Source organism: Chryseobacterium camelliae, from assembly GCF_002770595.1.
GTDB lineage: Bacteria > Bacteroidota > Bacteroidia > Flavobacteriales > Weeksellaceae > Chryseobacterium > Chryseobacterium camelliae.
Map to the genome: position 1 here is coordinate 2,646,768 of NZ_CP022986.1, position 22,022 is coordinate 2,668,789.

The following is a 22,022-nucleotide window of genomic DNA, read 5'->3' on the forward strand; positions in this document are numbered from 1 at the left end:
AATATAAAATTTTTTATAAAACCCTTGCCGCTAAGGCATCAGATATTTTAGGCTGCTGTTGCAGATCATCCATCTTTTGGCTAAATTAGGGCAATTATTTTGTTAGGACCGACTTTATAGATTTCGTCTATTAATAGTGATTTTCTATTTTGTCTTCATTTAAAAAAATAAACACGATTTTTGTACCATTAACAAACAACCGCTACAACCATAATGAAAGTTGAACAAATATATACAGGATGCCTGGCTCAGGGTGCCTATTACATCGTATCCGGAAATGAAGCAGCCATCATAGACCCCCTGCGGGAAGTAACGCCTTATCTGGAACGCCTGGAAAAAGACGGTGTCACGCTAAAGTATATTTTTGAAACCCACTTTCATGCGGATTTTGTCTCGGGACATCTTGACCTGAGTAAAAAAACGGGTGCTCCTATTGTGTACGGACCAACCGCGGAACCTGATTTTGAAGCGATCATTGCGGAAGACAACCAGATATTCAATATCGGGGAAGTTACCATCAAGGTATTGCATACACCAGGCCATACGATGGAAAGCTCGACGTTCCTCCTGACTGATGAAAATGGTACTGAAACGGCCATTTTCACCGGCGATACCCTTTTCCTGGGTGATGTCGGCAGGCCGGACCTAGCGCAGAAGGCAACGAACCTTACCCAGGAAGATCTGGCAGGCATCCTTTACGAAAGCCTTCAGGATAAAATTATACCGCTGGATGACAGCATCACTGTTTATCCTGCCCATGGAGCAGGTTCGGCATGCGGAAAAAACATGCAGAAAGAAACGGTGGATACCCTGGGCAACCAGAAAAAAACCAATTATGCCCTCAACCAGCCTGATAAGGAATCTTTTGTGAGAGAAGTGCTGGACGGACTTACAGCTCCGCCGAAATATTTCGGAATGAATGTTGCGCTGAATAAGAGTGGCTATGAAAGCATTGATCATGTCATGAGTAAGGGCCTGAACCCAATAGATCCTGCCGACCTGGAAGCTATGGCTGAAGATACCGGTGCGCTGATCCTGGATACAAGAAGCCCGGGAGAATTTCATAAAGGATTCATTCCCAATTCTATTAACATTGGTCTAAAAGGAGACTTTGCACCCTGGGTAGGAAATATGATCGTAGATGTGAAACACCCTATTATCCTGGTTGTTGAACAGGGCAGTGAGCAGGAAGCCATTACCCGTCTCAGCCGTGTAGGTTTCGATAATGTCCTGGGATATCTGCAGGGTAGTTTCGAAGCCTGGAAAAATGCCGGCAACGAGGTTGATGAGATCAGAAGAATTTCCCCTTCTGAATTTGCTGAGCAGTTCAGCACAGATGCCAAAGTTATTGATGTCAGGAAACTGACGGAATATTCAGCGGAACATGTTGAAAACGCCTATAACAAACCTTTGGACAGCATCAGCGATTGGGCAGGAACGATAGACAGTTCGGAACATTTCTTTATCCACTGTGCAGGAGGCTACCGCAGCATGATTGCCGCAAGCATCCTGAATGCACGCGGAATCAGGAACTTCACAGAAATAGAAGGCGGCTATAACGGGATAAAAAAAACCGAAAAAGTACCTACGACCAGCTTTGTATGCCAGTCAAAAACATTGTCGTAACCGTGAGATTCAAGACTATCATAGCTGCTGTATGCGTAGGCATCATGTTGAGTGCATGCAAGAGCACGGCTATCGCAAAACAGCCGGAAAACAGCATCACTGATGTGGTCAATAGTACAGATGTTGTTTTGGTAGATGTAAGGGTTCCCGAGCAATACCGGGAGGGAACGGCAGACAAAGCAATAAATATCCCGCTGAAGGAGCTTCCCAACCGGCTAAACGAACTTAAGGGAAAGAAAGTTGTAGTCTTTTGTAATAAAGGAATACAGGCCGACCAGGCCATGCAGATCCTGGAGAAAAACAGGATTGAAGCTTATGACGGCACAACATGGAAGAATGTACAGGCCATACATCACCTCAATACTACCGAAAACCATTAAAGTATACACTATGTCACAAAAATTTCAGGAAATCATTGATTCGGAGCGCCCTGTTCTGATCGATTTTTTTGCCACCTGGTGTCAGCCCTGCAAAGTGCAGTCATCAGTCTTAACTACGGTCAAAGAAAATATTGGTGAGGGAGCCAGAATTATAAAAGTAGATGTAGACCAGTATCCTGCGATTGCTTCCCAATATGGAGTACGCGGAGTTCCTACACTGGCCATCTTTAAAAAAGGAGAACTGCTCTGGAAGGAAAGCGGTGTGCACGATGTGAATACGCTCACCAGCCTTCTTCAGCAATATGCCTAAATACAGCGGCTGGACTTATTTCTAAGTCCAGCCGTTTTTTATGGTTCTACACTAAACCGGTCCCTGTCATCCAGGAACCTGAAATGGCTCCTGAAATCCCTCATTTCCTGGAGGTCCGGGTCAGCAGAAATAATATTTCCTTCTTTAACGGAGATCTCTTTTCCGTCAGCAAAAAAACAATGTGAACTTTCCCTGTACAATAGATCATTCCCGTCTGTCCCGATCCTGTTCAGGCCGAAAACAAAGCTCAGGTTTTCGATAGCACGGGCTTTAAGCAGGTGCTCCCATGCCTCTGCCCTTTTTTCAGGCCAGTTGGCTACATAAATAATCATGTCATAATCATCATTATTCCTGGCAAACACCGGGAATCTGAGGTCATAGCAGACCTGGAGCAAGATCCGGAATTCCTTATACTGGACTATGACCCGTTCTTTCCCGGGCGTATAGACCTGATCTTCCCCTGAAAAAGAAAACAGGTGCCTCTTATCGTAAAAATCCGTTTTCCCGTCCGGATGCACAAAATACATGCGGTTATAATAGTTCCCGTCCTGTTGCACCGGCGCACTTCCGCAAAAAGCAGCATTTTTTTCTTTGGCCATTCTTCTCAGAAATGATAAGGACTCTTCATGGCTGTCTGCCACTTCAGCAGCATCCATACAGAATCCTGTGGAGAACATTTCAGGCAGGACGAAAATATCCGCTTCGCGGCCTTCAAGTGCCTGTTCTATATTCCGGAAATTCGCTTCTTTATTTTTCCAGATGATATCCAGATTGATTCCTGTAATTTTCATAAGCATCTCTAAAACTTCTATAAAAATAGGGTTTTTAAATGATTTCGGTTTTATTTTTGCTGCGGATAATTTCCAATACTAACTTTTAACGGATCGAGTATATGAAGAAATTGGTTTTAATTTTAATGGTTGTATTCACGGGAATTACAGCCAGCGCACAGGCATGGACAGGGAAAGGAGATCAGAAAATCCAGCTGGGGCTCAATGCATGGGGCTACGGAACCGGGGTAACCGGAACATATGATTACGGACTCAACAAACTGATTTCCGTAGGAGCCGGGCTGAATGCTTATTTCGACGGATACAAGGATAATGATAAAGACAACCGTGTATTTGTTTTTGGCCGGCTGAACTTCCACCTGCAGGAAGCCCTTGACCTTCCTGAAAAATGGGACATCTATCCGGGAGTTGACCTGGGCGTCCTGGGAAAAGACTTCGGGATCGGGGCACATATCGGAGCACGGTACTTCTTTAACGACAGGATCGGGGTATTTGCAGAAGTGGGCAATAATGGCAGCCTGGGAGTATCCTTTAATTTGTAAGCCAGCATGAAATATATGACAAAGCTTCTCATTTAGAGAAGCTTTTTTATTTGGCATAGTATTGATAATTGTTACCTTTGTCAATTAAACCTAAAATTTATTAATGGAATTAGCAATTAAGATTTTCCAGTTCATATTAAGCATTTCAATCTTAGTCATTCTTCACGAGCTCGGGCACTTTATCCCCGCTAAACTATTCAAAACCAAAGTTGAAAAATTCTATCTGTTCTTTGATCCGTGGTTTTCCGTTATAAAGAAAAAAATCGGCGAAACCGAATACGGGATCGGCTGGCTTCCTTTCGGAGGGTATGTAAAAATTGCCGGAATGGTGGATGAAAGCATGGATACGGAACAGCTGAAACAACCTGCTCAGCCATGGGAATTCAGGGCAAAACCGGCATGGCAGAGGCTGATCATTATGATGGGCGGAGTTACCGTAAACTTTTTCCTGGCGTGGCTGATCTACAGCTGCTTGTCTTTTTTCAACGGGGAAATGTATACTGACCTTACGAAATTCAAAGAAGGTATCGGGGTTACTGAAGCTGGGCGCAAAATGGGATTCCAGAACGGAGATAAAATCATCAGTGTTGACGGAAAGCCGGCAGAAAGGCTTGAAAATACTTCTATCAATATCCTTTTCAGCGATGATGTTACTGTTTTAAGAGATGGAAAGGAAGTTACCTTTAAAGTAAACGAAGACGGCGTGGCAGATGTGATCAAACAAAGGGAAGCCAAACTGTACATTACGCCAAGGTTCCCGATGGTAATTGACTCTCTTGCGAGCCCTTCAGCGAAAGCATCAGGCCTGGCAAAAGGCGACAAAGTAGTATCCATCAACGGTACTCCGACTTCTTATTTTGATGAGGTTACCACTGTTTTAAACCAGAATAAAGGCAAAACCGTATCTATTGAAGTGCTGAGAAACGGAACACCTGAAACCTTATCTGCTGCTGTTGACAAAAACGGTAAATTAGGTGTAGGACTGGATCATAAAAGCATTGCCAATGTGATCACGGATAAAAAATATTCTTTCGGGGAAGCAATTCCGAGAGGACTCACCAGGACTATTGAAGCCCTTACCATGCAGGTAAAGCAGTTCAAAATTATGTTCAACTCAAAAATCCAGGGTTATAAAAATGTAGGCGGACCTATTGCTATTGTAAAGTCTATGCCGGTAGACAGGGATGCCAATGGTGATTTTGCCATCAACTGGGCAGCATTCTGGAGCTTTACAGCGATGTTCTCCATCTGGTTGGCCTTCCTGAACCTTATTCCGATCCCGGGACTGGACGGAGGCCACGTTATTTTTACGCTGTATGAAATGATTGTAGGAAAACCGGTGCCGCAGAAAGTGCTTGAGAACGCACAGATGATCGGAGTGGTATTCCTTCTTGGGCTGATGCTGTTGATTTTCGGAAGCGATATTTTCAAGATCTTTACCGGGAAATTATAATTGAAAAAAAATTATTCTAAAAATTTGGCTGGTATAAATATTCGTCCTATATTTGCACCACTTAAAAACATAAGGACATTCCTCCTTAGCTCAGTTGGTTAGAGCATCTGACTGTTAATCAGAGGGTCGCTGGTTCGAGCCCAGCAGGAGGAGCAGAGAGAGTTACAGCAATGTAGCTCTCTTTTTTTGTGATGACCTGATCCGGTTTTGTAAAAAAGATCAGTTTTGTAAAATTTTAAATCTTTGAAAACGAGAATTTAAGCCTGCAAACATCCGTTTTAGCCCATAAACACGGGATAAAAATTTGCTTGATATAATTATTCGTTTTATATTTGCACTACTTCAACGAGGACATTCCTCCTTAGCTCAGTTGGTTAGAGCATCTGACTGTTAATCAGAGGGTCGCTGGTTCGAGCCCAGCAGGAGGAGCTAAAATCCATCAGAAATTTCTGATGGATTTTTTATTGTCCTTTCCCGGGAACTGTATTGTGCAGCCTGTCAACCGCTCTGCACAAGATATCCGACCATCAAAACAAAGTAAAAAATAAAGCATACACTTAATAAAGGTTTTATTAAATTTGCACCAAACCGATAAAAAATGAAAAAGTTATCTTATCTGCTTATGTTCAGCTTATTGCTTTTTACAGCATGCAAGAAAGATCAGGTGGATGCTACCAATACCAAGACGTTGCAGTCGAGCATTAACGACATGACGTCCAGCCTGCCTACCATTAAACAGATCAAATTTAACGAGGCTCTTTATATCCTTAAGACATTCGGCGTGGAAGCAGACGGCGATGTTGCCGAGCTGAAAGCGTTGGGCCAACTGATTAACGGGAAAAAAGTTCCTGAAATCCTGGCCATGGCAGATGAAGTAGCACAGAAAAACGGGATTGAATGGGCCAGTAATGCCCCTCCATCCTTAGGAGAAATGAACATCTTCGGTGATGAAAAGGCCAAAGAAAGCGATCCAAACGACGTCAGAGCCAATGCGCTCAGCATCATCACCAGACCTATAGGAGATGACGGCACGGGCGCCACTTCCCTGCAGATCATTCCGAGGCTGGTAGATAACGCCGGAAATCCTGTTTCTTTCACCGGAGCCGGCCTGGAAACCACTTTGGAAGTTTTCAGCAACGGCGTAAAGATTTCGACATCGAAAAACCTGATGCAGGACAATAATTTCAAAGGATTCAACCTGAGGTATTCCTCTATTCCTGCTGCAAAAGTAGTTGACAATAAAATAGACATTACGGTTTCTGTAAAGACCACTGCAAAGACATTCAAAATGTCTAAAATCGGGCTGGATGTAAACCCATCCGCTCTGAAAGTGCCTGAAGCACCTAAATTGGATTCCACAGCAGTATTGCAGGATCCATCGGCTGTTGATCCTAATAATCCGGGAGCAGCTCCGGGAACCATTACGGATCCTGCCAACGGTACAACAACGCCTGCTGCTCCAAAACAGCCTTCAGCAGATCCTAAAACCACCGTTAATAAATTCCTGAACAATGTAAGTTCGCAGAATCTGAAAGCTGCTTTTGACGCATCGAACAATCCGAGCTGGGGCAGCTATGAAACATTCTCCAACCCTAACTCAGGTTTTGGCTCTGTGAAGAATGTAAGCGTTAAGAATATTTCCACGAGCGGTGCAAATACAAACAGTGCCAGCGTTAATGCAACCTATGATGTAACGGACAAAAACGGAAGAACCACTTCACTCAGAGCGACTTTCGGGCTTAAAAATGTTAACGGGGAATGGAAAATCTCCAGCTATAAAATCAATCCATAATGGCATCACAGGAACTGATCAGAAAACTTGACGAAACCATAGAGAATATCCCGGATTTCCCGATTCCGGGGATACAGTTTAAAGATATCTCTCCCGTTTTCCTGAATCCTAAACTGTATGAAGAAGTGATCCTGGACCTGGTAGCTTTCAGTAAAGGAAAAGTGGATGCCGTATGTGGCATCGAGAGCCGCGGGTACCTTTTCGGAATTGCCATCGCAGTTGCGCTGGACGTCCCGTTCATCCTGATCCGGAAAAAAGGAAAGCTTCCTCCGCCTGTCATTTCAGAAGAATACGACTTGGAATACGGAAGTGCAGCCATTGAAACCCGCGAAGGACAGATTAAGCCGGGCCAGAGAATCCTGATCCACGATGACCTTCTGGCCACGGGAGGAACTACAGAGGCTGCCGCCAAACTGGTGCAGAAACAGGGCGCCATACCGGCACAGTTCAGTTTCCTGATCGGGCTGAAAGATTTAAACGGTAAAGAGAAACTGGAAAAGTTCAATGCTGATATTTACCATACGCTTGAATATTAATACGTCAGCATAAGCAAAAAAGAATCAGAAACCCGCTGAGCAGGATAAAAACAAGTCTGTGATGCAGTTTTATCAATAATACGTACAAAGTATTTTGTAAATCATTCAGAAACAATTAAATTTGCATTTCAATTTTTAAGAATTTATGGCAAAACTTACAAAGAATGCTCAGCAGGAGCAAGAAGGTAAAGAAACGGTAGAGTTTTTTAAAGACCTTGATAAAGAAGCTTTGAACACTGAGAGGTTCCTGGAAAGGTATTCAAAACCGCTGAGTATAGTATTCGGAGTTCTGGTATTGGGAGTTTTAGGATTTTTTGCCTATAAGCAGTTTGTTATTGCCCCCAAAAACACAGAAGCTGTTAAAAGTTTCCTTGCTGCCCAGAAATACCTTGCCGAAGGAAAAGACAAAGAGGCTTTAGGAGGTAAATCTGCAGCCAATCCTGGTTTCTTAGGAACTTACAATGAATATTCTTCAACAAATATCGGGAAGCTTTCTGCTTACAATGCAGGCATCCTTAAATTTAAGGAAGGAAAATTGCAGGAAGCATATGATCTTTTAGATAAGTTTTCTTCCGATAACAAGACGATGACCGCAATGAAGTACGGGGCTATGGCAGATGCCAAATCCGGACTTAATAAAAACGACGAAGCATTACAATTGTTGGACAAAGCGGCTTCCGCATCTGATGATCCTTATACCATTTACTATTTTACCAGAAAAGCAGGTATCGTAGCTTTAGGACTGAAGAAAAAATCAGAAGCTAAAAAGTATTTTTCTGCTATCGATGAAAAATACCAGGATTATGACAACGGAATGTCTGATTCTTATATTGAAATGACTAAATACTACTAAAATAATGGCAACAGTTAATCTTTCTGATTACAAGCCACTGAATATTACTAATGCCGATGAGTTTTCTATCGGCATTGTTTTTTCTGAGTGGAATGATTTTGTAACCTACAACCTTCGTGATGCCGCTTTGGAAATCCTTGAAAAAGAAGGGGTAAAGCGTGAAAACATCAGGCTTTTTGAAGTCCCGGGTGCTTTTGAGCTGAATTACGCAGCGATGCAGCTGTGCAAAGAGCGGAAGTATGATGCCGTCATTGCGATCGGATGTGTGATCCGTGGAGAAACACCTCATTTCGATTATGTATGTTCAGCGGTGGCCCAGGGAATCAAGGACTGTAATATCCTTACGGATACCCCTACCATTTTCTGCCTGCTGACGGATGACAATAAGGAACAGTCAATCGCCAGAAGCGGCGGCAACCTTGGAAATAAAGGCGTGGAAGCAGCAGTGACCGCTTTAAGGATGATTGATTTTAAAAAGAACCTTTCGGACAAAAAAGGCAATATCGGTTTCGGGCATTCTTAAGAAAAGAAGCGAAAAAAATATTTAAGGAGGCAATTGGCCTCCTTTTTTTGTTACCATATCCTGAAATACAAGTGCTGTTTAAAGACAATTCTTAAAAAAAATTTAAATTATTTAATAATGTATTTAAAAATTGTTCACATCATTTATCTTTGCAGTTCAATACAGATGCTCCATGGACTTAAAAAAGACACAGCCATTCCTATACCTCGGACTATTTTATCTCATCATATCCTTTATTACCCGGATCATTTTTTTCTTTCATCCGATTACCTCAGCGGAATTTACCTTTCCTGAAGTCCTGAAAGTCCTGGCGATAGGCATCGCCAATGATGTCTTTGTGTTCATCCTGGCAAGTTCTGTACTGGCGCTGTACTTATTGTTTCTATCCGATTCAAAATATAAAAAACCTTACGGTCCCGTAATCCTGTCCCTGCTGGTCCTTATTTTCCTGTATATTCTGCTGGTCCCGAACAATATTTTCAAGCAGTACGGAGGTTCGGTAACAAAAATAGCCCTGGTTTTCGTCGGATTGAAAGCTTTTCTGTTTGGCCTGATGTTATTCCTGCCGCAAAAGAGGCTTAAAATAAGGAATATACTGTATTTCATTACTTTATTCCTATACGTCCTGCTCATCGTTTTCAATGCGGTAAGTGAATATTTCTTTTATAATGAATTCGGTGTACGGTACAATTTCATTGCCGTGGATTACCTGATCTATACGAATGAAGTGATCGGCAATATCATGGAAAGTTATCCCGTGGTGCCGCTCTTTAGTGCCATATTCATCATTACCCTTGCTATTACCCTGTTGATTTACCGTAAGACCAGGGGTGAATTACAGAACCTGCCTGATTTCAGACAAAAGATGATCCTGTTAGGTTCTTTTGCTGTATTAGTAGTGATCAGCCTTCTGACGCTGCCGGTGATGATGCAGATCAAATCCACCAATGTCTTCGCCGATGAGATCGGTTCCAACGGCATGCCTAAGTTTTACTGGGCATTTACCCATAACGAGCTGGACTATTTCCAGTTTTATACCCAAATGGATGAACAACAGGCAGAAAAAAACTTCCTGAGCCAGTATGCAGCTCCGTCTCTATCCAGGCCTGTAGGATCTGACCAGCCGGAAATGAAGAAAAACGTAGTGCTGATTTCGGTAGAAAGCCTGTCCGCAGACTTCCTGGAACATTATGGAAATACACAGAAAATTACGCCTTTCCTGGACAGCCTTGCAGACCGATCGCTGATGTTCACCAATCTGTATGCCACCGGAAACAGAACGGTAAGAGGGCTGGAAGCACTTACTTTATGCATCCCTCCTACCGCCGGCGAAAGCATTATTAAAAGGGAGAACAATAAAAACAGGTTTACCACCGGCGGCGTGTTCAAAGCCAAAGGGTATGATGTAAAATTTCTATACGGAGGCTACAGCTACTTTGATAATATGGAGGATTTCTTTGCCGGGAACGGCTACGGTATTGTAGACCGCAACAACTTCAAGCCTGAAGAAATCTCTTTTGCCAATGTCTGGGGAGTAGCTGATGAGGATATGGCTAAAAAAGCAATACAGGTGATGAATGCAGAGGCAAAATCCGGAAAACCGTTTTTCAACCACTGGATGACGGTTTCCAATCACAGGCCTTTTACATATCCGGATGGCCGGATCGACATCCCGGGAGATGCAAAATCCCGTGAAGGCGGTGTGAAATATACGGATTATTCACTCCGGAAGTTTTTCGAGATGGCCAAAAAAGAATCCTGGTACAGCAATACCGTATTCATCATTATTGCAGACCACTGTGCTTCCAGTGCAGGCGATACGGAACTTCCGATGGATAAATACAGGATTCCTGCAATGGTCTTTTCGGAAGGGTTTATCCAGCCCCAGAAATTTGACCGCCTGATGTCCCAGATTGATGTGATGCCTACGGTTTTCGGGCTGCTTCATTTCAATTATACATCTAAATTCCTGGGACAGGATGTATTCACCAAAGAATTCCAGCCGAAAGCTTATATCGCCACCTATCAGGATCTCGGACTGGTAAAGGACAACTACCTCACCATTCTTTCCCCGGTAAAAAAGGTAAAACAATATTCCCTGTCTCCGGAAACAGGCAAAATAGCCCCTGAATTCAATATTTATTATAAGGAAACCCTGCTGCTGAAAAATCCGGAGCAGAAGCTGGTGAATGATGCCGTATCCGCTTATCAGTCCACGTCATACTGGGTAAAAACAAATGCCCTTACCCGCTGATAAGATGCGGAATGAACCGGCTCTGGTTATTGGTGATCAGGTGCACGCTTTCCCGGATTCCGATTCCGGCAGGCTCCTGCCCGATCACCCAGCTGCCGATAACAGGATGGTTACCGTTAAAATCAGGAAGGTTAAAAAGCTCCTGGTAGATAAAGCCTTCTTTTTCATATCCTCCGTCATTATGTTCAAAGGCCACTTTATCCCTGTACAGCGTAACATTAGACCCTTCGCGTGAATAGACCGGCTTTCTGGCATAATCTTTCATATCTCCCGGTCCGTCAAAGTACGCTTCCAGCAGATAAGGATGTCCCGGATAAAGTTTCCACAGCACCGGCAGGATGGCTTTTGATGAAAGCAGCACCTTCCATGCAGGCTCTATCCATTGCGAGCGGAATGCATTTTTTACAAGCTTTTCGCTGAATCCGTCTTCCAGGATCCATTCATAAGGATACAGCTTGAAAATATACTCCATGATCGTCTGATCACCAGAGATAAACTCTTCTATATCGTCTGCCCAGCCAATGTCCTGCACGGGAATGAACTCAGTCTCAAAACCCGCCTGTGTCGCACAATCCCGCATGTATTCCACATTGGTGACATCTTCGATATTGGTAAGCGAAGCAAAATAAATATGGCGCGGGTTCATGTATTTGGTGAGGTACTTCCAGTAGTCGATCAGCTTTTCATGAATGGAATTGAACTGGTCCCGGTCCGGGAATATATCCTGAAGCCAGTACCATTGGATGACCGAAGCTTCATATAGAGAAGTCGGGGTATCCGCATTGAATTCTAAGAGCTTCAGGTTTTTTCCATCAAATCCGAAATCGAACCTGCCGTAAACTGAAGGATGGTCCTCTTCCCAGCTGGTCACGATATAATCCCTGAAATGCTGGGGAATGTTGAACCGTTCCCAAAGGTTTTCTGCAATGATATAGTCTACCGCCTCGAGGCACATCTGCCATAGCTCAGCTGTGGCATTTTCAATAGCATCAATTTCGCTTCCGGTAAAACGGTAATAATGACCTTCATCCCAGTACAGGCCTTCCAGTGAATGATACCCGAATCCTAGGTCTTCAAGCTTCTTTTCCCAATCCTTGCGTATTTCCGTCTGTATTCTTTCCATAATTTATGAGGAAGCCCTGAACCCGCTTCTGCCTAATAATCCTCTTGTTACATTCCCTTTGTATGTGCTTCTCCCGATATTGGATTTAGAGCTTATGGCATCACTGTAATATCCGGCACGGCGGTATACCCCATTACTATAGGCTCCGTACGGCCGGAATGCATGATACCAGAAATATCCGGGCATGAATCCATGGCTCCTGGTATAGGATGCGGTGGTATCGGAACGCATATAGACTTTTTTTTCATTCTGCCATTTCGACTGGGGCTTCTCCTGCGAACAGGCGGCCAAAATACCGGTTACGAAAAGCAGTGTTATGGAATCTGATTTTTTCATGATTACTGAACGGTTATATAAAATTCGTAATCTTTCCTGATATTGGCGGTACGGCTGTTTCCTTTGTCATCCTCTATGGTCTGCAACGTGTCTCCTAATGTAGGGATCGTATCGCGTTGGATAAGTTCCTTAACAAGCTTATGGTCTTTCCATATCTTGTGCCGGCTGACCAGAATATCCACAGGGCCTGCATGCTGAACAGAAAGCTCTGTTTCCACAGCCGCTTTTTTATCTACCGTATTCACTTCATCAGCTTTGGATTCATTTTCATTACAGCCTCCAAAAGCGGCCAGACCTGCCAGTAAAAGATAAGTTCTGATTTTCTTCACTTTGGTTACAATTTTGCACAAAAATACTCATTTAATAAAGACATTAATTTTAAATCTTTACATTTACTAACACAAAATTACTGACTATGAGATGGACAGACGACAGGAGCGGCAATGTTGAAGACCGCCGCGGGCTGGGCGGTGGCGCCGTTGTAGGTGGCGGGCTTGGAACGCTGATTATTGCTGCAATTGTATTTTTTCTGGGTGGGGATCCTTCATCCATCCTTTCTTCTTCCGGCAACACTTCTGCGCCTACGGAGCAAAAGCAACTGAATGACAAGGAACTTAAGGTCCGGGAATTCGTACAGATGATCACTGCCGAAAATGAGCAGACCTGGACTAAAATTTTTGCTGAAAACAATATGGAGTACAGTCCTGCCAAGGTTGTCCTTTTCGAAAACACCACCCAGTCCGGATGCGGAACCGCACAGTCGGCGATGGGACCTTTTTACTGCCCCGCAGACCAGACGGTCTATATGGACATGAGTTTCTTTAAAGAATTGCAGGAGAAGTTCGGAGCCGAAGTAACAGAATTTACCATTGCCTATGTGATGGCGCATGAAATGGGGCACCACGTCCAGACCTTACTGGGCACTACCCAGAAAGTAGATGAAATGAGGAGAAGCGGCCAGTATTCTGAAGCGGATATGAACCGCGTTTCGGTAGCTACCGAGCTTCAGGCTGATTTTTATGCAGGTGTGTGGGCCAAACAGACGGATAACAGGGAACATATTCTTGAGCCAGGCGATATTGATGCCGCCATCAGCGCGGCGGAAGCCGTAGGTGATGACAACATCCAGGAACGTTCCCAGGGATATGTGAACCAGGAAAGTTTTACCCACGGTTCATCAGCACAACGTAAGGAATGGTTTATGAAAGGATACAATACCGGCGACATCAAACAGGGAAATACTTTTGACCAGCTTTTAAAATAATTTTGAATACGAAAAATAAACCGGGCCATGAAAATTCATGGCCCGGTTCCTTTATTTCAATTCTATAGGATTGCTGTTTTTCTTCGCTTCATCTTTTACTCTTTCTTCCATTCTTTTTCTGAAATCTCCGGAATTTCCGCCGCCGAAACCGCCACCACGAGGTCCGCCGTCACCGCCGATTCTTATTTGACCTCCACCGCCGCCCTGAGTCATGAACGACATTGGATCTTCCTGAAACTTTTTCTGTTGTTTTATATAATCTGCTCTTTTTACCTTGATTGTATTTCCGAATTGATTCATGGCAGGAAAGTCTGCAATCTTATAATTTTTCATTAAATCAAAAGAATACTCACCTTTATCATCTTCTACTTTTACAATAAGACCGGGAAGGCCTTCAAACTTATAAGGGCCATCCTGATACGGCAGATCTGTGGTAAACCAGGCCGTCCATTTTCTTCCGCCAAAATCTGCTTCAGCTTTCTGAACTTTATAATCTCCAATTTTTGTGGTTTCAGAGAAAATTTTCCAGGTGACCGGTCTGTCTTCTTCATAAGTATAAACATCTCTCCCGATTCTGTCTTTGAAAGTCATCTTCTGAGTTTTTTTATCCTTTTCAATGGAATAGTTGATATTAGACCTTAAGCCTTCCATCTGTTCCCTGTTAAAGCCTCGTGCGCCTCCGCTTCGGAAAGTCGCCTGCATGATAGAATCTCTTTTAATTCTGTTCTCTGAATAAAAAACAGATTTATCCTGAGAAATATCCAGATATGCATTTTCTGTTTTTACATCGCTTTTGTTCGATGCATCCGGTTTCATGGTAACCTGATAGACAAATCTGTTCACCTGTGCAAAAGCCGTCTGCATAAATAACATAAAAGCTATGATGCCTAATTTTTTCATTTTATAGTATATTTTATTTTAGTTCTATCGGATTTTGATTTCCCATATCAGAAGGGACATTTATATTTCCTGTACTTTGCATTGAAAAATTATTATTCCGCCCATCCATTCCATCGCCACGCATTCCGCTACCTGCTCCACGATGACCGCCACCCTGCATTCCTCCCATACCGTTATTCATTCTACCCATTCCTCCACCGTGTCTTCCGCTACCCCCAAAGTTTTGCATTCCGGCACCATTACTTTCCGCTATGGATTTTCTGTTCTTCATAAATTCCAGTTCCAGTGCGGCTCTATCACTATGAAAATCAACCCTGGTACTTTCTTTTGCATCAGGACGTATGGGTTCTTGAAAGGAATTTTTAATGGTAATTTTTTTTACTAAATCAAATTTATAATCCCCTTTATCATCTTCCAGCTTTACAATTAATCCCGGTAATCCTGAGAATTTGTAAGGTCCGTCGGAGACACTAATCTCTTTTGTAAACCAGGCAGTCCAGATTCTTCCGCCGAAACTGGCCAGTGCTTTTTGAGCCTGATACCCATTTTGCGTTTCTGATTCATTGGTTATTTCCCATTTTACAGGTCTGTCTTCTTTATAATAAATTTGTTTTTCTCCTACTTTATCATAATAATAAACCTTTTGCTCAGGAATACTTTTAGTAATAAAATAGTCAAAATAAGTAGGCTCAAAATGTTTCTTGTTTACCGGTTTGGAAAAATCTTTTTCTCCTTTTTTACGGGCTTCTTTTTCTTCCGGTTTAAAAGAAGCAAACAGAGAATCTTTAATTAGTTTATTTTCACTGATAAATACCGATTGATCTCCTTTCACATCCAAAAAAGTACGTTCTACCACGGTACTTACTAGATTGATTGAATCCGGATTGACTGTTGTTTCATAAATATATCTGGTAGTTTGCGCCTCGGAAAATGTTATTAAAAACAATATAAAAAAACCAAGTAATTTTTGTTTCATTATTAATTTTCTTTATAGATAAGAAATATTTTTCAAAGTTAAATCAAAAACGTGTTATGAAGGTTTTTGACCTACATTTTATATTCTTTTAACATTAACCCCAAATAAAAAAGAACGCTATTAATAACAGAATCATCAAAATAGACATCTTCGATTTTAGATTGCGGAAATTAGTTTGTATTTTTGCATCATTAAATCATTCTAAATAAATACAATGATAAAAGTATCAGATCACGCAAAAGAAAAAGCCATACTGCTCATGAGAGAGGATGGATTTGACGCTTCTGAAGATTATATAAGGGTTGGGGTAAAAAGCGGAGGATGCTCCGGTCTGGAATATGTACTGAAATTTGACAATCAGAAAACAGATGCAGACCAGGTTTTTGAAGATAACGGGATTAAAATCATAGTAGATAAAAAATCGATCCTGTATCTTGCAGGAACTACCTTGGAATATTCAGGAGGACTCAACGGAAAAGGATTTGTTTTTAACAATCCGAATGCAGCCAGAACATGTGGCTGCGGGGAATCTTTCAGCCTGTAAAGGCTATTGAAAGATTCAGAGATTAAGAAATTTAAAAATTATATGACTGTTTCGTTTGAACATTTCCCGGTTTATAAAAAGGCAATTTCATTTACAGTTGAAATTTTTAAAATTCTTGATGATGAAAATTTACAAAAAGAATTTTCTCTTAAGGAACAGCTTAAAAGAGCTACATTATCAATAAGCAATAATATTGCTGAGGGCTCGGAATATGGAAGCAATAAGCAATTAATCAGATTTCTTTGGATCGCCAAAGGGAGCTGTGCTGAAGTAAGAAATATGCTGTTTGTTTTATTCCGATTAGAGAAAATTGATGATAAGATTTTTCATTCACTAAGTCATGAGTGCCTGGAAATCACAAAAGAAATTTATCATTTTATAAAATATCTTGAAAAGAGCAATTTAGATTCTAGAAATTCCTGAATTTCTTAATCTCTGAATCTCTGAATACATTATGAGTAAATACACAGAAGACGACCTAAGGGTTGATCTAGAAAATAAAAAATATGAATTCGGCTGGGAAACCCAGATTGATTACGAAGATTTCCCCATCGGCCTGAATGAAGATATTGTCCGTGCCATTTCCGCTAAAAAGGAAGAGCCGGAATGGATGACGGAATGGAGACTGGAATCATTCAGGATCTGGCAGAAAATGACGGAACCGGAATGGGCTAATATCAAATATGAAAAACCTGACTTCCAGGCCATCAGATATTATGCCGCGCCAAAAGTAAAACCGGAGCTGGGCAGCCTGGATGAGGTAGACCCTGAGCTGATCAAAACATTTGAAAAGCTCGGCATCAATATCGAAGAACAGAAGAGGCTTTCCGGAGTAGCTGTTGATATCGTTATGGACTCAATTTCCGTAAAAACAACGTTCCAGGATACGCTGGCTGAGAAAGGGATCATTTTCTGTTCCATTTCTGAAGCAATCAGGCACCATCCGGATCTGGTGAGGAAATACATAGGAAAAGTGGTTCCGCGAGGCGACAACTTTTATGCAGCGTTGAATTCAGCCGTGTTTTCAGACGGAAGTTTCTGCTACATTCCTAAAGGCGTACGATGCCCGATGGAACTTTCTACCTATTTCCGTATCAACCAGGCGGGAACAGGCCAGTTTGAAAGGACACTGGTAATTGCTGATGAAGGCAGTTATGTATCTTATCTTGAAGGGTGTACGGCACCGTCAAGAGACGAGAACCAGCTTCACGCTGCTGTTGTTGAACTGATTGCCCTGGACAATGCTGAAATTAAATATTCAACGGTTCAGAACTGGTACCCGGGTAATGAAGAAGGAAAAGGAGGCGTATTCAATTTCGTAACGAAAAGAGGGCTTTGCGAGAGAAAAGCAAAGATTTCCTGGACGCAGGTAGAAACAGGTTCTGCCGTAACATGGAAATATCCGTCATGCATACTAAAAGGAGACGGTTCTATCGGTGAATTCTACTCTATCGCCGTAACGAATAACCACCAGTATGCCGATACGGGGACGAAAATGATCCATATCGGGAAAAATACCCGTTCAACCATTATATCCAAAGGGATTTCGGCAGGGAAATCACAGAACTCCTACCGTGGTCTGGTCAAAGTAATGCCTTCGGCTAAGGGTTCAAGAAATTTCTCCCAGTGTGATTCCTTACTGATGGGCAATGAATGCGGAGCGCATACATTCCCATATATTGAAATCAAAGATCCTTCAGCACAATTAGAACACGAAGCTACCACTTCAAAAATCGGTGAAGACCAGATCTTTTACTGCAACCAGAGAGGAATTGATACGGAAAGAGCAATTGCCCTGATCGTAAATGGTTTCAGTAAAGAAGTTTTGAATAAACTGCCAATGGAATTTGCCATTGAAGCCCAGAAACTCCTGGAAATTTCATTAGAGGGATCTGTAGGATAAAGATATGATAGCGACAGAACGGTTAATTTTAAGGAAGCCCGAAAAAGAAGACTTTAAAAGGTTCTTTGAAATTAATAATGATCCTGAAACCAACAAACATAACCCAAGCGGGCCAATGAATCTGGAAAAAGCAGAAAGCACATTTGCAAAAATGCTTGAACATTGGAAAAAACACCATTTTGGGAGCTGGGCGATTGTTGAAAAGGATAATCCTGAAAACATTATCGGTTTTGGGGGTCTGAGCTATAAATTATATGGAGCGGAAGAAAAGCTGAATATTGGCTATCGTTTTGCTCCCGGGGCATGGGGAAACGGATATGCCACAGAATTCATGAAAAAAGCTATAGATTTTGGATTGAATGACAGCAACAAAGAAGAAATATTCGGAGTTGTTCGTCCTGATAATGTAGCTTCCGTTAAAGTTTTGGAAAAGGCAGGAATGGCCCCAGTCGGAACACTAGATGATGTTCCCGGTCAACCTGAAAGTTTAGTATATAGAATTCAAAAATAATTTGTTTAAGCAAATAAAATGTTAGAAATTAAAAACCTTCACGCCAGAATCGAAGACGGCGCACAAATATTAAAAGGGATCAACCTTGAAATCAAGCCGGGAGAGGTCCATGCCATTATGGGTCCTAACGGAGCCGGTAAATCTACCCTATCCTCTGTTATTGCGGGTAAGGAAGACTATGAAGTTACGGAAGGTGAGATTATTTTCGGAGGAGAAGTGATTAATGAAGACGCTCCGGAAGAAAGAGCACACAAGGGAATTTTCCTTTCATTTCAGTATCCTGTGGAGATCCCGGGGGTTTCTGTAACGAACTTCATCAAAGCCGCCCTGAATGAAAACAGGAAAGCCAACGGACTGGAAGACATGCCTGCCAAAGAAATGCTGGCCATGATCCGGGAAAAATCCGAGCAGCTGGGCATCAAAAAAGATTTCCTTTCCCGATCACTGAATGAAGGATTCTCCGGAGGGGAAAAGAAGAGAAACGAAATTTTCCAGATGATGATGCTGAATCCTAAGCTGGCGATCCTCGATGAAACGGATTCCGGACTGGATATCGATGCATTGAGAATTGTGGCAGATGGGGTGAATCATTTTAAAAACAAAGGGAATGCAGTCCTTCTGATTACCCACTACCAGAGATTGCTGAACTACATCCAGCCTGATTTCGTCCATGTACTGGCTAACGGTAAGATCATCAAAACCGGAGATAAATCACTGGCACTGGAACTGGAAGAAAAAGGATACGACTGGCTTTTAAACTAAGATTGAAATTCTGAGGCCGGTTGATTCACCTGCTCTGAAGGTGATGAATCCTGATCTCAGATATATACAAGTCTATTTCCCGGAATAGCAATTCAGCCTAATAAAAAGAAAAAAATGGTGCGAACCACAGATATACCAGTAATGGCATTAAAAGAACAGATTACAGAAAACCACAATGAATTTTTGGAAAGTCTTCGTCACAGATTCCTTGATGAGGACCGGAAAGCAGCGCTTGAGAGATTCGAAAAAAAAGGTTTTCCATCCAAGAAAAACGAAGAATACAAATATACCAACCTAAAGGAGATTATTGAAAAAGGATATAACTTTTTCCCGAAAGAATCCCATACCATCACCAAAGAACAGCTGGACCAGCTGCACCTGGGAGAAGAGAATTTCGACTGGATTACCTTCGTTAACGGTAAACTGAGTAAGGAACTTTCAAAAGTTTCCATTGAAAATGTGGAATTCCTTTCGTTCAATTATGCGCTGAATGATGAAAAGTACCGGGATGTCTTCGATCAGTATTTCAACACGATTGCTTCTAAAGATTCTGCATTCACCAACCTGAACCAGGCCTACTGCAAATACGGATTTTTCCTTAAAGTCCCTAAAAATGTAGTGATCGAGAAGCCTATCCATGTGTTTTACATCTCCCAGAACCAGGAGGAGAATACGTTTTACAATACCCGGAACCTGCTGATCGTTGAGGACGGTGCTAAAGTGGAGATCATAGAAAGCCATCATAACTTCGATGCCTCTTATGTATTTACCAATTCCGTAACGGAAATTTTCACGTATCCGAATGCGAAAGCTGACTGGCATAAACTACAGAATGATAACGATACTTCCTATCTTGTCGACAGTACTTTTGCCAGGCAGGAAAAAGACAGCTTAACTACAGTGAATACGTTTTCATTTGGGGGTAAACTGGTCAGGAACAACCTGGATTTCATCCATAACGGATCCAACATCAATTCGTTCATGAACGGGATCACCATTATCGGTAAAGATCAGCTCGTTGACCACCATACTGCCGTTCATCATAATTTCCCGAACTGCGAAAGCTACCAGAATTACAAAGGGATTTTCGACGGCAAATCGCATGGCGTATTCAACGGAAAAGTTTTTGTAGACAAAGAAGCCCAGAAAACCAATGCTTACCAGCAGAACAACAATGTATTGCTGAGCGAAGGAGCAGCTATCGATACCAAACCTCAGCTTGAAATCTTTGCTGACGATGTTAAATGTTCTCACGGATGTACCGTAGGGCAGCTGAATGAAGATGCATTATTCTACCTGAGAGCAAGGGGAATCTCTAAGAAAGAAGCTCAGGCGCTGCTTCTGTATGCATTCGCCAATGATGCCATGCAGAACATTGACATTGAGCCCCTGAAAGAAAAAATCTCCAAACTCCTGGTTGAAAAGCTGGAAGTGGATATAGAATTTTAAGAATTTATTTCCCTATAATCATAAAAGCACTTCGTCATTGAAGTGCTTTTATGATTATAGGGAATTGCTATGTTATTTTTTAATCCACCACTGACTATCCTGACGGCCGGAGCGTTTCACACCGTTATCCACCGTATAGGCAAATCCTATTCCTAGCGTCTGTTTCAGTTGGGTTTTCTGGATCTGGTTGTGGTCATATAGTACATCTACAGTTATATTGGTAGAAATATATTTGTTCACCTTCATATTGAGGATCGCACCATAGGCAAGAACCAATCTTTCCGGATGGTCCAGGTAATTGGAAAATATAGAGGCCGTATTGGTAAGGTTAATATTTTCCATGATTTTCAGCTTGTACAGGGCTGTTCCCAGGAAACCGAACTGCAACAGCGAAGTATCGCCATCTTCTTTGAGACCGTATGTTCCAGCGGTCTGAAGATCCTTGTCCAGCACCAGGGTCCATCTGGCATTGGTAGGCCTCAGGTTGACGGTAATATTGTCATCCGGCCTGTAGGTGATCCCGAGACCTAAGTTCAGGTAGCCGGGAGCCATGAAATTAGAGATTTTTTTCGCTTCTGGATTGTTTCCATCTTCATAACCGGCAGAGAACTGGGTCTGCAATCCTGCACCTGCTGACATATACCAGCTCTTGGAAAACTTCCTTCCGTAGTTCGTGGATATGTTGATGACATCCTGGGTTTTCCGTGTTCCTACACCTTTGGTATTATTCTGCCCATAATCCAAAATAATGATGTTTTCCCAGAGGTCTTTATCTTTTTCATACGTGAGGTTGTAATTAGCTCCGGCAAGCCAGCCCACATTATTGGCTCCCCCTCCTACCCACTTTGAAAAAGCAGTCTGGTTAACCATTAAAGTATTTTTCCCGAGGACAGACCAATGTTTTACCGTATCAGATACCGGCTGCTCATCAGTTTTTTCTTCCTGAGCATGAACATATATTCCCAAAGAAACAGCAATCGCGAATACAAGTTTTCTCATATTTCAAAACAATTTTGTTACAAAAGTAAAAATATAATTTTTGCCGTTCGGCTGCTTTGTATGATGAATACTCATTTTATAATCAAATCATTAAGAATAAATAAAACGAAAGCATCATATCGGGACAATATTTTCATTTCGAAATATCTTTTTTTGAAAAATCTACTTTTTGTCCTAAAAATGAAGTGCTTCTGC

24 protein-coding genes and 2 tRNA genes are annotated in these 22,022 nt (G+C 42.1%); 19 read left to right on the plus strand and 7 right to left on the minus strand.

Translation table 11 applies throughout. The features are described 5' to 3' along the window. The first annotated feature begins 213 nt into the window (after positions 1–213). Genes CGB83_RS12145 through CGB83_RS12155 form a run of 3 tightly spaced genes read left to right on the plus strand, consistent with a single transcriptional unit; the run spans position 214 to position 2,316 of the window. Positions 214–1,626, plus strand: a complete 1,413-nt coding sequence (locus CGB83_RS12145; RefSeq protein ID WP_100076021.1) for an MBL fold metallo-hydrolase — start codon at positions 214–216, stop codon at positions 1,624–1,626. Between the two features lie 2 nt (positions 1,627–1,628). After that, complete coding sequence (locus tag CGB83_RS12150; RefSeq protein WP_157761415.1) at positions 1,629–2,006, plus strand: rhodanese-like domain-containing protein; 378 nt, start codon at positions 1,629–1,631, stop codon at positions 2,004–2,006. A 10-nt stretch (positions 2,007–2,016) separates the two neighbouring features. Next, the gene (locus CGB83_RS12155; RefSeq protein WP_100076023.1) at positions 2,017–2,316 is read left to right on the plus strand and encodes a thioredoxin family protein; all 300 of its coding nucleotides are present in this window, start codon (positions 2,017–2,019) and stop codon (positions 2,314–2,316) included. Between the two features lie 38 nt (positions 2,317–2,354). Here CGB83_RS12155 and CGB83_RS12160 read toward each other — a convergent pair whose 3' ends face one another. Continuing rightward, positions 2,355–3,107 (minus strand): nitrilase-related carbon-nitrogen hydrolase, encoded by a 753-nt coding sequence (locus tag CGB83_RS12160; protein WP_100077584.1) that lies wholly within the window; start codon positions 3,105–3,107, stop codon positions 2,355–2,357. A 101-nt stretch (positions 3,108–3,208) separates the two neighbouring features. Here CGB83_RS12160 and CGB83_RS12165 point away from each other — a divergent pair, with 101 nt between their 5' ends. From CGB83_RS12165 to CGB83_RS12205, 9 genes are all read left to right on the plus strand, one after another. Next, on the plus strand, positions 3,209–3,649 hold the full coding sequence (locus CGB83_RS12165) for a DUF6646 family protein (protein WP_100076024.1): 441 nt from the start codon (positions 3,209–3,211) through the stop codon (positions 3,647–3,649). A gap of 103 nt (positions 3,650–3,752) precedes the next feature. Further along, positions 3,753–5,102 (plus strand): RIP metalloprotease RseP, encoded by a 1,350-nt coding sequence (gene rseP / locus CGB83_RS12170; RefSeq protein WP_100076025.1) that lies wholly within the window; start codon positions 3,753–3,755, stop codon positions 5,100–5,102. Between the two features lie 79 nt (positions 5,103–5,181). Beyond that, positions 5,182–5,255, plus strand: a tRNA-Asn gene (locus CGB83_RS12175). Positions 5,256–5,457: 202 nt separating this feature from the next. Next, a tRNA-Asn gene (locus tag CGB83_RS12180) sits at positions 5,458–5,531 on the plus strand. A gap of 169 nt (positions 5,532–5,700) precedes the next feature. After that, positions 5,701–6,894, plus strand: coding sequence for a hypothetical protein (locus CGB83_RS12185; RefSeq protein ID WP_100076026.1), 1,194 nt, complete (start codon positions 5,701–5,703; stop codon positions 6,892–6,894). Further along, complete coding sequence (locus tag CGB83_RS12190) at positions 6,894–7,430, plus strand: adenine phosphoribosyltransferase (RefSeq protein ID WP_100076027.1); 537 nt, start codon at positions 6,894–6,896, stop codon at positions 7,428–7,430. The genes CGB83_RS12185 and CGB83_RS12190 overlap by 1 nt, the downstream gene beginning before the upstream one ends. Positions 7,431–7,575: 145 nt before the next feature. Beyond that, on the plus strand, positions 7,576–8,283 hold the full coding sequence (locus CGB83_RS12195) for a YfgM family protein (RefSeq protein WP_100076028.1): 708 nt from the start codon (positions 7,576–7,578) through the stop codon (positions 8,281–8,283). A 4-nt stretch (positions 8,284–8,287) separates the two neighbouring features. Next, positions 8,288–8,806, plus strand: coding sequence for a 6,7-dimethyl-8-ribityllumazine synthase (gene ribH / locus CGB83_RS12200; protein ID WP_100076029.1), 519 nt, complete (start codon positions 8,288–8,290; stop codon positions 8,804–8,806). Positions 8,807–8,978: 172 nt separating this feature from the next. Continuing rightward, on the plus strand, positions 8,979–11,060 hold the full coding sequence (locus CGB83_RS12205; protein WP_100076030.1) for an LTA synthase family protein: 2,082 nt from the start codon (positions 8,979–8,981) through the stop codon (positions 11,058–11,060). Here CGB83_RS12205 and CGB83_RS12210 read toward each other — a convergent pair. From CGB83_RS12210 to CGB83_RS12220, 3 genes are read right to left on the minus strand one after another with little or no spacing between them, the layout of a single operon-like run. After that, entirely contained in the window at positions 11,050–12,183 is a 1,134-nt protein-coding gene (locus CGB83_RS12210; protein WP_100076031.1) for a glutathionylspermidine synthase family protein, read from the minus strand. The genes CGB83_RS12205 and CGB83_RS12210 overlap by 11 nt on opposite strands. A 3-nt stretch (positions 12,184–12,186) precedes the next feature. Then, positions 12,187–12,519, minus strand: coding sequence for a hypothetical protein (locus CGB83_RS12215; RefSeq protein WP_100076032.1), 333 nt, complete (start codon positions 12,517–12,519; stop codon positions 12,187–12,189). Positions 12,520–12,521: 2 nt separating this feature from the next. Beyond that, positions 12,522–12,848, minus strand: a complete 327-nt coding sequence (locus tag CGB83_RS12220; RefSeq protein WP_157761416.1) for a hypothetical protein — start codon at positions 12,846–12,848, stop codon at positions 12,522–12,524. An 86-nt stretch (positions 12,849–12,934) separates the two neighbouring features. On the opposite strand from CGB83_RS12220, the gene ypfJ reads away from it, so the two are divergent. After that, entirely contained in the window at positions 12,935–13,783 is an 849-nt protein-coding gene (gene ypfJ, locus CGB83_RS12225) for a KPN_02809 family neutral zinc metallopeptidase (RefSeq protein WP_100076034.1), read from the plus strand. A 51-nt stretch (positions 13,784–13,834) separates the two neighbouring features. On the opposite strand, the gene CGB83_RS12230 is transcribed toward ypfJ, so the two are convergent. Together CGB83_RS12230 and CGB83_RS12235 are read right to left on the minus strand one after the other, a co-directional pair. Next, a complete protein-coding gene (locus tag CGB83_RS12230) occupies positions 13,835–14,683 on the minus strand; it encodes a GLPGLI family protein (RefSeq protein ID WP_100076035.1) in 849 nt (282 codons plus the stop codon). A 13-nt stretch (positions 14,684–14,696) separates the two neighbouring features. Beyond that, the gene (locus CGB83_RS12235; RefSeq protein ID WP_100076036.1) at positions 14,697–15,659 is read right to left on the minus strand and encodes a GLPGLI family protein; all 963 of its coding nucleotides are present in this window, start codon (positions 15,657–15,659) and stop codon (positions 14,697–14,699) included. A 214-nt stretch (positions 15,660–15,873) separates the two neighbouring features. On the opposite strand from CGB83_RS12235, the gene CGB83_RS12240 reads away from it, so the two are divergent. From CGB83_RS12240 to sufD, 6 genes are all read left to right on the plus strand, one after another. Next, positions 15,874–16,203 (plus strand): HesB/IscA family protein, encoded by a 330-nt coding sequence (locus CGB83_RS12240; RefSeq protein ID WP_100076037.1) that lies wholly within the window; start codon positions 15,874–15,876, stop codon positions 16,201–16,203. A gap of 42 nt (positions 16,204–16,245) precedes the next feature. Continuing rightward, complete coding sequence (locus CGB83_RS12245; protein WP_100077585.1) at positions 16,246–16,626, plus strand: four helix bundle protein; 381 nt, start codon at positions 16,246–16,248, stop codon at positions 16,624–16,626. A gap of 31 nt (positions 16,627–16,657) precedes the next feature. Beyond that, positions 16,658–18,106 carry a Fe-S cluster assembly protein SufB gene (gene sufB / locus CGB83_RS12250; protein ID WP_100076038.1) on the plus strand — a complete coding sequence of 483 codons (1,449 nt, stop codon included), beginning with the start codon at positions 16,658–16,660 and terminating at the stop codon, positions 18,104–18,106. A 4-nt stretch (positions 18,107–18,110) separates the two neighbouring features. After that, positions 18,111–18,617: a GNAT family N-acetyltransferase gene (locus CGB83_RS12255; RefSeq protein WP_100076039.1), complete on the plus strand. Its 507-nt coding sequence runs from the start codon at positions 18,111–18,113 to the stop codon at positions 18,615–18,617. A gap of 18 nt (positions 18,618–18,635) precedes the next feature. Further along, positions 18,636–19,379, plus strand: coding sequence for a Fe-S cluster assembly ATPase SufC (sufC, locus tag CGB83_RS12260; protein ID WP_100076040.1), 744 nt, complete (start codon positions 18,636–18,638; stop codon positions 19,377–19,379). A gap of 141 nt (positions 19,380–19,520) precedes the next feature. Then, positions 19,521–20,828 (plus strand): Fe-S cluster assembly protein SufD, encoded by a 1,308-nt coding sequence (gene sufD / locus CGB83_RS12265; protein WP_100077586.1) that lies wholly within the window; start codon positions 19,521–19,523, stop codon positions 20,826–20,828. A gap of 72 nt (positions 20,829–20,900) precedes the next feature. Here the strand turns inward: sufD and CGB83_RS12270 are convergent, their stop codons facing one another. Beyond that, on the minus strand, positions 20,901–21,827 hold the full coding sequence (locus tag CGB83_RS12270) for a DUF3078 domain-containing protein (RefSeq protein WP_100076041.1): 927 nt from the start codon (positions 21,825–21,827) through the stop codon (positions 20,901–20,903). Positions 21,828–22,022: the final 195 nt, after the last annotated feature.

What these genes read in the sequence shown, in the direction of transcription:
- CGB83_RS12230 (WP_100076035.1), bottom strand. Translation starts at nt 14,683, where the DNA reads ATGAAAAAATTAGGCATCATAGCTTTTATGTTATTTATGCAGACGGCT.
- CGB83_RS12215 (WP_100076032.1), bottom strand. Translation starts at nt 12,519, where the DNA reads ATGAAAAAATCAGATTCCATAACACTGCTTTTCGTAACCGGTATTTTG.
- ribH (WP_100076029.1), top strand. Translation starts at nt 8,288, where the DNA reads ATGGCAACAGTTAATCTTTCTGATTACAAGCCACTGAATATTACTAAT.
- CGB83_RS12240 (WP_100076037.1), top strand. Translation starts at nt 15,874, where the DNA reads ATGATAAAAGTATCAGATCACGCAAAAGAAAAAGCCATACTGCTCATG.
- ypfJ (WP_100076034.1), top strand. Translation starts at nt 12,935, where the DNA reads ATGAGATGGACAGACGACAGGAGCGGCAATGTTGAAGACCGCCGCGGG.
- sufC (WP_100076040.1), top strand. Translation starts at nt 18,636, where the DNA reads ATGTTAGAAATTAAAAACCTTCACGCCAGAATCGAAGACGGCGCACAA.
- CGB83_RS12185 (WP_100076026.1), top strand. Translation starts at nt 5,701, where the DNA reads ATGAAAAAGTTATCTTATCTGCTTATGTTCAGCTTATTGCTTTTTACA.
- CGB83_RS12190 (WP_100076027.1), top strand. Translation starts at nt 6,894, where the DNA reads ATGGCATCACAGGAACTGATCAGAAAACTTGACGAAACCATAGAGAAT.
- sufD (WP_100077586.1), top strand. Translation starts at nt 19,521, where the DNA reads ATGGCATTAAAAGAACAGATTACAGAAAACCACAATGAATTTTTGGAA.
- CGB83_RS12160 (WP_100077584.1), bottom strand. Translation starts at nt 3,107, where the DNA reads ATGAAAATTACAGGAATCAATCTGGATATCATCTGGAAAAATAAAGAA.
- CGB83_RS12255 (WP_100076039.1), top strand. Translation starts at nt 18,111, where the DNA reads ATGATAGCGACAGAACGGTTAATTTTAAGGAAGCCCGAAAAAGAAGAC.
- CGB83_RS12165 (WP_100076024.1), top strand. Translation starts at nt 3,209, where the DNA reads ATGAAGAAATTGGTTTTAATTTTAATGGTTGTATTCACGGGAATTACA.
- CGB83_RS12210 (WP_100076031.1), bottom strand. Translation starts at nt 12,183, where the DNA reads ATGGAAAGAATACAGACGGAAATACGCAAGGATTGGGAAAAGAAGCTT.
- CGB83_RS12195 (WP_100076028.1), top strand. Translation starts at nt 7,576, where the DNA reads ATGGCAAAACTTACAAAGAATGCTCAGCAGGAGCAAGAAGGTAAAGAA.
- CGB83_RS12205 (WP_100076030.1), top strand. Translation starts at nt 8,979, where the DNA reads ATGGACTTAAAAAAGACACAGCCATTCCTATACCTCGGACTATTTTAT.
- CGB83_RS12270 (WP_100076041.1), bottom strand. Translation starts at nt 21,827, where the DNA reads ATGAGAAAACTTGTATTCGCGATTGCTGTTTCTTTGGGAATATATGTT.
- CGB83_RS12155 (WP_100076023.1), top strand. Translation starts at nt 2,017, where the DNA reads ATGTCACAAAAATTTCAGGAAATCATTGATTCGGAGCGCCCTGTTCTG.
- CGB83_RS12145 (WP_100076021.1), top strand. Translation starts at nt 214, where the DNA reads ATGAAAGTTGAACAAATATATACAGGATGCCTGGCTCAGGGTGCCTAT.
- CGB83_RS12235 (WP_100076036.1), bottom strand. Translation starts at nt 15,659, where the DNA reads ATGAAACAAAAATTACTTGGTTTTTTTATATTGTTTTTAATAACATTT.
- rseP (WP_100076025.1), top strand. Translation starts at nt 3,753, where the DNA reads ATGGAATTAGCAATTAAGATTTTCCAGTTCATATTAAGCATTTCAATC.
- CGB83_RS12245 (WP_100077585.1), top strand. Translation starts at nt 16,246, where the DNA reads ATGACTGTTTCGTTTGAACATTTCCCGGTTTATAAAAAGGCAATTTCA.
- sufB (WP_100076038.1), top strand. Translation starts at nt 16,658, where the DNA reads ATGAGTAAATACACAGAAGACGACCTAAGGGTTGATCTAGAAAATAAA.